At 35.2% G+C, this 10,635-nt stretch carries 5 protein-coding genes; 1 reads left to right on the forward strand and 4 read right to left on the reverse strand.

Features of this window, described 5'->3' with window-relative positions; genetic code table 11:
- Positions 1–373 precede the first annotated feature (373 nt).
- The 4 genes from KZH69_RS17770 to KZH69_RS17785 form a co-directional block, all read right to left on the reverse strand.
- Complete coding sequence (locus tag KZH69_RS17770) at positions 374–2,641, reverse strand: aconitate hydratase (RefSeq protein ID WP_219318826.1); 2,268 nt, start codon at positions 2,639–2,641, stop codon at positions 374–376.
- A gap of 123 nt (positions 2,642–2,764) precedes the next feature.
- On the reverse strand, positions 2,765–5,533 hold the full coding sequence (locus tag KZH69_RS17775; protein ID WP_219318827.1) for a bifunctional aconitate hydratase 2/2-methylisocitrate dehydratase: 2,769 nt from the start codon (positions 5,531–5,533) through the stop codon (positions 2,765–2,767).
- A gap of 281 nt (positions 5,534–5,814) precedes the next feature.
- Complete coding sequence (locus KZH69_RS17780; protein ID WP_219318828.1) at positions 5,815–6,768, reverse strand: AAA family ATPase; 954 nt, start codon at positions 6,766–6,768, stop codon at positions 5,815–5,817.
- Positions 6,769–6,849: 81 nt separating this feature from the next.
- Positions 6,850–8,280, reverse strand: a complete 1,431-nt coding sequence (locus tag KZH69_RS17785; RefSeq protein WP_219318829.1) for a peptidylprolyl isomerase — start codon at positions 8,278–8,280, stop codon at positions 6,850–6,852.
- Positions 8,281–9,032: 752 nt separating this feature from the next.
- Here KZH69_RS17785 and KZH69_RS17790 point away from each other — a divergent pair.
- Positions 9,033–10,472, forward strand: coding sequence for an alpha-amylase (locus KZH69_RS17790; RefSeq protein ID WP_219318830.1), 1,440 nt, complete (start codon positions 9,033–9,035; stop codon positions 10,470–10,472).
- Positions 10,473–10,635 lie beyond the last annotated feature (163 nt).

Raw genomic sequence — 10,635 nt, forward strand, 5'->3', positions numbered from 1 at the left:
AGCAATTTGGGGATTTGGCTTAATTTAAATACGGTTTTGTATTTGGAAGATTTGGCAAATCTGCTATCAGTGCCTATCGATGCCTCTTTTTAGGTTTTCCACAAACTGATGTTGGCCAAATCAAAACAAAAATATCATTATGAAAACGAATGCCCTAGCCCTGATGGAAGTGGAAAGCCTTGTGAAGTAGCCTTGAATTTTTTCTAAGATATAAAAGAGCGACCAGAGGAAGCTCCTTTTATATCTTAGAAAAAATTCAAGGCTACAAACAAGCTTGAAATGACAGCAGGATTAGCTCCTTATTATAACAATATCTAAACAAAAAAACTCCCAAGTTGCCTTGAGAGTTTTTTTTATGTGAATTTTTAAAAACTTATGAGTTAGCTTCAGCCGCAATTAGGTTCAATGCAGAACCTGCAACAAACCAACCAATTTGACTTGCATTATAAGTATGGTTGGCCAAGATGATATCTTTGCTTCCATCAGCGTGAACGAATTCTATACTTAATGGTTTTCCTGGAGCAAAATCAACTAAATCAATGAAGTTGATAGTGTCATCTTCCTGGATTTTGTCATAATCGGCTTCGTTAGCAAATGTCAATCCCAACAGACCTTGTTTTTTAAGATTCGTTTCGTGGATACGGGCAAATGATTTAACCAATACTGCTTTTACTCCCAAGAAACGAGGTTCCATAGCCGCATGCTCGCGAGAAGAACCTTCACCATAGTTGTGATCTCCCACAACAATAGAAGGTATTCCGGCCGCTTTGTAAGCACGCGCCACAGCAGGAACTGCCTCATAAGCACCTGTCAATTGGTTTTTAACCGAATTTGCGGTTTGATTGAATGCATTGACAGCACCAATCAGCATATTGTTTGAAATGTTATCTAAATGTCCACGGAAACGCAACCATGGTCCAGCCATAGAAATGTGGTCTGTAGTACATTTTCCGAAAGCTTTGATTAATAATTTAGCACCTGTAATGTTTTTACCATCCCATGGATCAAATGGAGCCAATAACTGTAAACGATCTGAAGTTTCGCTTACTACAATCTTAACACTTGATCCATCTTCTGCCGGCGCTTGAAAACCTGCATCTTCAACATCAAAACCTCTTTTTGGTAATTCGTCACCAAACGGAGCGTTTAATTTTACAGCTTCGCCATTATCATTCATTAAAGTATCTGTCAATGGATTGAAATCCAATCTTCCTGAAATAGCTAATGCAGCGACCATTTCTGGCGAAGTTACAAAAGCGTGCGTATTTGGGTTACCGTCTGCTCTTTTGGAGAAATTACGATTGAAGGAATGCACAATAGTATTTTTCTCTTCTTTATCTGCTCCTGCTCTATCCCATTGTCCGATACAGGGTCCACAAGCATTGGTGAATACCTTAGTTCCCAGTTTCTCAAAAGCAGCAATCATTCCATCTCTTTCGATAGTGTAACGAATTTGTTCCGATCCTGGATTGATTCCGAATTCCGCTTTTGGAGTGATTCCGTGCTCAACAGCTTGGTTCACGATTGAAGCTGCACGAGCCATATCCTCGTAAGAAGAGTTGGTACAAGAACCGATTAATCCCCATTCTACTTTAATTGGCCATCCATTTGCAGCAGCTTCCGCTTTCATTTTAGAAACTGGAGTTCCGCGGTCTGGCGTGAAAGGTCCGTTGATATGTGGCTCTAATTCTGATAAATTGATTTCGATAAGTTGGTCAAAATATTTTTCCGGATTAGCATAAACTTCTGGATCTGCAGTCAAGTAAGAAGCTACTTTATCGGCAGCATCAACAACATCCTGACGATCTGTAGCCGTTAAATATCTACGCATAGAATCATCATAACCAAATGTAGATGTTGTGGCCCCAATTTCGGCACCCATATTACAGATAGTTCCTTTTCCTGTACAAGACATTGAAGTAGCACCTTCACCAAAATATTCAACTATAGCTCCTGTTCCTCCTTTTACGGTAAGAATATCAGCCACTTTTAGGATAACGTCTTTTGGAGCTGTCCAACCCGATAATTTTCCGGTTAGTTTTACTCCAATTAATTTAGGGAATTTCAGTTCCCAAGACATTCCAGACATTACGTCCACAGCATCGGCACCACCAACACCGATAGCCAACATTCCCAATCCACCTGCATTAACAGTATGCGAATCGGTACCTATCATCATTCCACCTGGGAAAGCGTAGTTTTCTAAAACAATTTGATGAATAATTCCAGATCCCGGTTTCCAGAAACCAATTCCATATTTATTAGAAACTGATGATAGAAAATCAAAAACTTCTTTAGACTGAGTATTTGCTACCGCTAAATCAGATTTAGCACCGTTTTTTGCTAAAATCAAGTGATCACAGTGAACCGTAGTTGGTACTGCAACTGTTTTCTTTCCTGCATGCATAAATTGCAGCAATGCCATTTGAGCCGTTGCATCTTGACAAGCCACTCTGTCTGGAGCAAAATCAACATAATCAACGCCTCTTCCATAAGCTTGGGTAGCAACTCCATCCCAAAGGTGACTGTACAAAATCTTCTCCGTTAAAGTAAGCGGACGACCAACTACCTCACGTGCTGCATCAACACGAGCTGTCATGTTGCTGTACACTTTTTTAATCATTTCGATATCAAATGCCATAAGATTTATATATAATTGTTACTATTCCATTAGAATCATACAAGATACAAAAAAAATAGAGTATAAAAAAAGCCTGAATCATAAGAATCAGGCTTTTAAACTATAATTAACTAATTATGTGAATTATTTAACTAATAACTTATGAGAAGGTGCAAACTTAGTTAGATTGATTCCTTCTACTGCAGTTTTATATTCTTCAATAGTTGGAGTTCTACCAAGGATTGTAGACAAAACTACAACTGGTGTAGAAGAAAGCAATGATTCTCCTTTTTTACCCTCAGTATCTTCAACAACTCTTCCTTGGAAAAGACGAGTAGATGTTGCCATAACCGTGTCTCCTTTTGCAGCTTTTTCTTGGTTACCCATACAAAGGTTACAACCTGGACGCTCAAGATACAACATGTTTTCATATGAAGTACGCGCTGCAGCTTTAGGAACATTATCGTCGAATTCGAAACCAGAATATTTTTGTAAAATTTCCCAGTCACCTTCTGCTTTTAATTCATCAACAATATTATAAGTAGGAGGAGCTACAACTAGTGGCGCTTTAAACTCTACTTTACCTTCTTGCTCATCAATATTTTTAAGCATGTGAGCTAGAATTTTCATATCTCCCTTGTGGACCATACAAGAACCGATAAATCCAAGATCTACTTTTTTAACCCCTCCGTAGAAAGATAAAGGTCTGATGGTATCGTGAGTATATCTTTTAGAAACATCCGCATTATTAACATCTGGATCTGCAATCATTGGCTCAGCAATCACATCAAGATCTACGACTACTTCAGCGTAATACTTAGCGTTTGCATCTGGTCTTAGCGCTGGTTTTTCACCTGATATAATCTCAGCGATTCTCTTATCAGCTATTGCAATTAATCCTTTAAGAACTTCATTTTTATTATCCATTCCTTTGTCGATCATAATCTGAATTCTACCTTTCGCCATCTCTAATGATTCGATCAAAGTATAATCTTCAGAAATACAGATAGAAGCTTTTGCTTTCATTTCTGCAGTCCAGTCTGTAAACGTAAACGCCTGATCCGCATTAAGAGTTCCTAAGTGAACCTCAATAATTCTTCCTTGGAATACATTCTCTCCACCAAATGTTTTAAGCATCTGAGCTTGTGTAGCATGAACCACATCACGGAAATCCATATACCCTTTCATATCTCCTTTGAAAGTTACCTTTACTGATTCTGGAATTGGCATTGAAGCTTCACCAGTAGCCAATGCAAGTGCAACAGTTCCTGAGTCTGCACCAAAAGCAACACCTTTAGACATTCTTGTATGAGAGTCACCACCGATGATGATTGCCCACTCGTTTACAGTAATATCGTTAAGTACTTTATGAATTACATCTGTCATCGAATGATAAACGCCTTTCGGGTCACGAGCTGTGATCAACCCGAAGTCGTTCATGAATTTCATTAATCTCGGAATATTTGCCTTAGATTTATTATCCCAAACTGAAGCAGTGTGACAACCCGATTGGTAAGCACCGTCAACAATTGGAGAAATCACAGTAGCAGCCATAGACTCTAATTCCTGAGAAGTCATCAAACCAGTTGTATCTTGTGAACCAACAATATTCACAGTAACACGAACATCTGAACCAGCATGTAAAATTTTACCTGGAGTTGTTCCAACCGCATTTTTATTAAATATTTTTTCTACAGCTGTTAGACCTTGTCCTTCAACAGAAACCTCTTTTGACGGAGCGTATACAGGAACAATATCAATACCTAAAGTCTTTGAAGCAAATGTTTGCAATTTTTTCCCAAAAACAATAGCATAAGATCCACCTGCTTTTATAAATTCAATTTTCTGAGGCGTGAATGCCTTAGAAATATCTATTAATTCTTTATCGCCGTTATAAAGCTTTTTTGTTTTTGTATTGATAGTAAGAACTGTACCAGTAGCTACAGAGTAAACTTCTTCTAAAATAGGATCTCCACTTTCATTACGAACAACGTTACCATTTTCGTCAAGCTTTTTTACCCAGTTTTTAAGATCAAGACCAATACCACCAGTAACATCAACAGTTGTTAGGAAAATCGGAGAAATACCGTTTGTTCCTGCAACGATTGGAGCAATATTAATAAATGGAACATATGGACTTGCTTGTTTTCCACTCCAAAGTGCCACGTTATTTACACCCGACATTCTTGAAGAACCAACTCCCATAGTGCCTTTTTCAGCAATTAACATTACGCTCTTATCAGGATTCACATCTGCCAATGCTTTAATTTCAGCTTGTGCTTCAGGAGAAATTAAACATTTACCATGAAGTTCACGATCTGAACGAGAGTGCGCTTGGTTTCCTGGAGAAAGTAAATCGGTTGAAATATCTCCTTCACCAGCAATAAAAGTAACTACCTTAATTTCTTCTGCTATTTCAGGTAATTTAGTAAAGAACTCAGCCTTAGCATAGCTCTCTAGAATATCCTTAGCTATCTCGTTACCACTTTTGAAAGCTGCTTCTAAACGATCTGTATCTGCCTCATAAAGAAAAACTTGTGTTTTTAAAACTTCTGCAGCTTGTTTTGCAATAGCAACATCATTACCTAAAGCTAAATCAAGTAATACCTTTATAGAAGTCCCACCTTTCATATGTGATAACAATTCTAAAGCAAAAGCAGGAGTAATTTCAGCAACTACTGATTGACCAAGAACGATTTCTTTTAAAAAATTAGCTTTTACATTAGCGGCAGGAGTAGTTCCTGGAACAACATTATAAATAAAGAATTTAAGAGAATCCTCTCTGTACTCGTTATTCAAATCTTTAATTTGTTCAATGATTTCGCTTAGCAATTCGGAACCATCAATTGGCTTCGGGTTAAGCCCTTGGTTTTTTCTTTCTTCAATCTCTTGAATGTAATCCTTATAAGTCATAACAGAAGTCTTTTATAGGTATTTTTATTTTTTGTACGCAAATTTAGGAATTAAAGATGATAATTTAAAGAAATTTAATAGAACTCACCTTTTGAAAAATTATTATTGCAAAATAATCATTTTTCATGAATTATATTAAAACAAAACCGAAATTACGCCATTAAAATGCGAATACAATAATATAGAATCCTTTTTATAACAAAACTACAACGATTGATTATAAAAAAATACCGCATTCGTTTCAGAAAGCGGTATTTATTAAAAAACGGTACAGTAAATACTTATATCAATTTAGCTATTATCATTTCCTCGGTAATTCCCTCGGCATCAGCTTTGTAATTTTTGATGATTCTATGTCTTAAAATTCCGATTGCAACGGCTTTTACATCTTCTATATCCGGAGAAAACTTACCATAAAAAGCAGCATTGGCTTTCGCCGCCAAAATTAAATTCTGCGAAGCTCTTGGGCCTGCACCCCAGTCCAGATAGTTTTTCACAAAACCATTGGAAAGCGCATTATCAGGACGAGTTTTACTTACTAGTGTTACGGCATATTCTACCACATTATCAGCAACAGGAATTCGACGAATCAAATGCTGGAAGTCAATAATTTCCTGAGCCGTAAACAATGCATTTACTTTTGTATCAAAATCTGCAGTTGTACGTTTCACTACTTGCACCTCTTCCTCAAAAGAAGGATACTCCAGTTTTATGGCAAACATAAAACGATCCAATTGCGCTTCAGGCAAAGGATAAGTCCCTTCTTGTTCAATTGGATTTTGCGTAGCCAACACAAAATAAGGCAAACTTAACTTATGGTTTACTCCAGCAATAGTAACCGAACGCTCTTGCATAGCTTCTAATAAAGCAGCCTGTGTTTTTGGCGGAGTTCTATTGATTTCATCTGCCAAAATAATATTCGAAAATATTGGTCCCTTTATAAATTTAAACTGTCTGTTTTCATCTAATATTTCACTACCTAATATATCCGATGGCATCAAATCTGGGGTAAATTGAATTCTTTTAAAATCCAACCCCAAGGCTTGCGCCAAAGTATTCACTAACAAAGTCTTTGCCAACCCAGGAACGCCCACCAACAATCCATGACCTCCAGAAAAAATACAAAGCAAAATTTGATCTACAACCGCTTCTTGACCAACAATGATTTTGGCAATTTCTCTTTTTAATTCGTTACGTTTTTTAACTAAATTCTGTATCGCTATTACATCCGACATTTTTCTATTTTTTTTTAAAATTAAAAAAGAGTTAGCACTATGAAAACATAAAACTAACTCTTTTTGTCTATTTAATGAAAATTATTTTTTAACCCAATTATTAGTAAAAGGACAATCTTTATATTCATCAACTATCTTAATGTAAGTATCTTTTATTTTAGTATCAAACCATTTTGCAATTGCTTTAATTTGCTTTTCTTTCAAAGCTAAATCTTTAATCTTGATGTAATCCTTAGCATAATCAGCAGTGTGCGAATCTATTCTATTGGTCACAATCATAATTTTATAATCTTTCTTCCCTTGAACATCTTCCAGAAAAGGCATCGAAATTTCGTTATCTTTCAAATTAGAAACCTGACTATATATAGAAGGATCCATTTTGGTTAATTCAAAACGTGTATCTTGTGTTTTAGGATTCACCAAAGTTCCTCCATTTGCTCTTGTTTCTTTTTCATCTGACATTGTTCTAGCCGCTTCCGCAAAAGTAATTTCCTTGTCAAGAATCTTCTTTCTTATCAATGTGATTTTTTCTTTAGCCTCCTTCAACGCTTCTGGAGAAACAACTGGTGATATTATTATATGTCGCAATTCAATTTCTTGCCCTTTAATTTTTTCTACATAAATGATATGAAATCCAAAAATAGTTTCAAAAGGCTCTGAAATCTCACCTTCAGCAAGACTAAAAGCTACATCTTTAAATTCTTTTACAAAAGGAGTTCTACGGGTCATTTTATAATACCCTCCATTTTTACTGGATCCTGGATCTTCTGAGTACAATACCGCTTTTGTTGCAAAACTAGATCCTTCAAGACATTCTTTTCTAAAACCATTCAGTTTATCAATCACCTTTTTCTTATCCTCTTCAGTAACCTTAGGCTTAACTACAATTTGAGCCACTTCTAATTCAGCACCAAAAACAGGTAAATCAGCTGTAGGGATTTTTTTAAAAAATTCGCGAACTTCTTCTGGCGTTATTTCAACTTTATCAATGATTTTCTTCGTCATTTCACCTGTAAGCTTTTGCTCTTTCAATACATCAAAGAAATAAGTTCTGAATTCTTCCTCAGAATCTTTTTGATAATACTTAATCAACTTATCCATCGATCCAATTTGCTCCAGCATATAGTTCAATCTTTCGTCCATCATCCCTTTCACTTCAGCATCACTAACTATAATACTATCCTGAACAGCTTGATGTGCATATAATTTTTGCTCTAACAAATTACCTAAAACTTGACATCTCGACACATCTTTCGTAGAACCTCCTTGAGCTGTAATTTCCAAAAAACCTTTATCAATATCAGAATCCAAAATAATATAATCACCAACGGTTGCTACCACTCCATCAATCTTAAGCTTTTTTCCTGAAGGTGCGGTCACCTTAGCGGTAGCGACAACACTATCTTTTATAATTTCCTGTGCATTTACAAAGGTCAAGGCAAAAAACAAAAGAAAAAAAGTAAACACAACTTTATTGGTTATGGATTTCATTTGTGCAATTTTTAAAGGCATTTTTTATATTTTATATTAATTATTATTAAAAAAAACAATTTGCTTCGAAATTCTATCCCATTCAAATAGAATATTTTAAAACAAATCAATTTACTCTGTTTGAGAATCTAAGAATTAAAACCTGTTAATTCAGCAAAAAACTTACAATTTCCAGAACTTAAACCGAACAAAAATAACAATTCGAATGCATTAAACAAGTTTCCGTTGTACTATTAACATAAAATTATTAAGTTCCCTAATGTGTATTTGCATATAAGCTCCCATACAAAAATCAGATCCTACTTCAAAAAAACAAAATCCAAAATATTTCAATAAAATTCAAGAACAATCTACTTTTATTTAATTTCAGTTTGTTTAATATTTTAATTAATAACCACTTATTGTTTGTTTAGATATTAAATTACTATTTTTTTACCGCCAAAATTAATTTTTAAGTTTTTATCAATTCTTCAAAAAACATTTCATTTAATAATAATCCCTTAAAAACAAACCTACAACTTACTAATTAATAAGGCTTTAAAACAATTTATAAACACTATATCGTTGTAGTTTACTTTTGAAATAAAAAATCTACAAACCTTATTGTATTTTAAATATATTCGCTACGCTTCGTTGCTAAAACAATAATTTACAACCAATTATAAAAATCGAAAAAAATTAAAATAAAACGAATTTGCAAGAAGCACACAATTAGTTTAAAACCCAAAAAACACCAATTAACAACCTATTATCAACTTTAAATTAACCAAATTATGAAAAAACCAAATTTTAAAATGTACTTTATAACCGCTTTACTGCTGGGACTTTATTCCTGTAATTCAACAGATGAAGTTAATGACAAAAGCCCTGAAGCCTCAACATTCAAAATAATCAATGTTACCACACACGATGGGCGTCCATTTAGCACTGGAAATTCAAAAACATCTCTTACTGGCAAATATGTGGACAATCCTGGTGGTGGCGTTATGATGCAAGCCTTTTATTGGGATGTTCCTTCAGGGGGAAATTGGTGGAATACTGTAGGAACCAAAGTAATAGCTTGGGGAAATGCTGGTATTGGTTCAATTTGGCTACCGCCTGCTTCCAAAGCACAAAATGGAGCTTTCTCAATGGGATATGATCCCACCGATTACTTTGATTTTGGCGATTTCAATCAAAATGGTTCTACAGAAACTCGATTTGGTTCAAAAGCAGAATTAGTAAGTTTAATCACTAAAGCCCATACAGAAAACATAAAAGTGTATGCCGATATCGTAATCAACCATAACAGTGGAGGAGCTTCTGAAAGCAATCCATTTACTGGAACTAATACTTGGACAAATTTCACAGGAATAGCTTCTGGAAAATTCAAAAGAACCTATGCTGATTTCTATAAAAACGCATACGGAAACAATGATGAAGGAGCCTTTGGAGGATTCCCTGATTTATGTCATGCTGCGCCAAACGTACAAGATTGGCTTTGGAAAAGAACAGACGGCGTAGGTAAATACTATAAAAACACCATGAAATTTGATGGATGGAGGTTTGACTATGTAAAAGGCTTTGGATCATGGGTAATAAGAGATTGGAATGCAAACGTCGGAGGATTTTCTGTTGGTGAACTATGGGATTCTAACGTGAACATTCTGAATGACTGGGCAAATAACGCTAACAGCTCTGTATTTGATTTCGCCTGCTACTATAAAATGAATGATGCATTCGATGGAAATAATCTAAACCTATTGACAGATGACATGATGTGGAAAAGAAATCCATATAAAGCAGTCACATTTGTAACTAATCACGATACAGATGAAATCTGGGCCAAAGAACTAGCCTACGCATATATACTGACACATGAAGGTTATCCAACAATCTTCTACAGAGATTATGAAGAATGGCTTAACAAAGCAAAACTGAATAATCTGATTTGGATTCACAACAACAAAGCAACAGGAAACACCTCAATATTATATGCTGATAACGACGAATATATCGCCAGAAGAAATGGATATAATGGCAATCCTGGATTAGTGGTTTATATTAATAATTCCACTGTCACCCTAGAAAGATGGATCCAAACCAATTGGGCTTCAAAACAAATCAAAGACTTTACAGGAAATTCCACTTGGTACCCTACGACTCAAGGAGATCAATGGGTAAAAATACAATGCCCTCCAAAAAGTTATACTGTTTGGTCATTAAATATCTAATATCAAAAGCAATCGAATCAAAAGCTATCTGTAAAGGGCTACCGTCTGGACACAACTTTTTTTATCTTTGAGATAAAAAAATGCAGACAAGACATTTTGAAGATTTAAAAGACAAGCGATTGTTGAATAGAGGAAATTCTATTCTCAATCGCTTGTTTGCTAA

Origin of the sequence: Flavobacterium taihuense (assembly GCF_019351435.1) — a bacterium.
Classification (GTDB): Bacteria; Bacteroidota; Bacteroidia; order Flavobacteriales; family Flavobacteriaceae; genus Flavobacterium; species Flavobacterium taihuense.

What these genes read in the sequence shown, in the direction of transcription:
- KZH69_RS17770 (WP_219318826.1), bottom strand. Translation starts at nt 2,641, where the DNA reads ATGGCATTTGATATCGAAATGATTAAAAAAGTGTACAGCAACATGACA.
- KZH69_RS17775 (WP_219318827.1), bottom strand. Translation starts at nt 5,533, where the DNA reads ATGACTTATAAGGATTACATTCAAGAGATTGAAGAAAGAAAAAACCAA.
- KZH69_RS17780 (WP_219318828.1), bottom strand. Translation starts at nt 6,768, where the DNA reads ATGTCGGATGTAATAGCGATACAGAATTTAGTTAAAAAACGTAACGAA.
- KZH69_RS17785 (WP_219318829.1), bottom strand. Translation starts at nt 8,280, where the DNA reads ATGCCTTTAAAAATTGCACAAATGAAATCCATAACCAATAAAGTTGTG.
- KZH69_RS17790 (WP_219318830.1), top strand. Translation starts at nt 9,033, where the DNA reads ATGAAAAAACCAAATTTTAAAATGTACTTTATAACCGCTTTACTGCTG.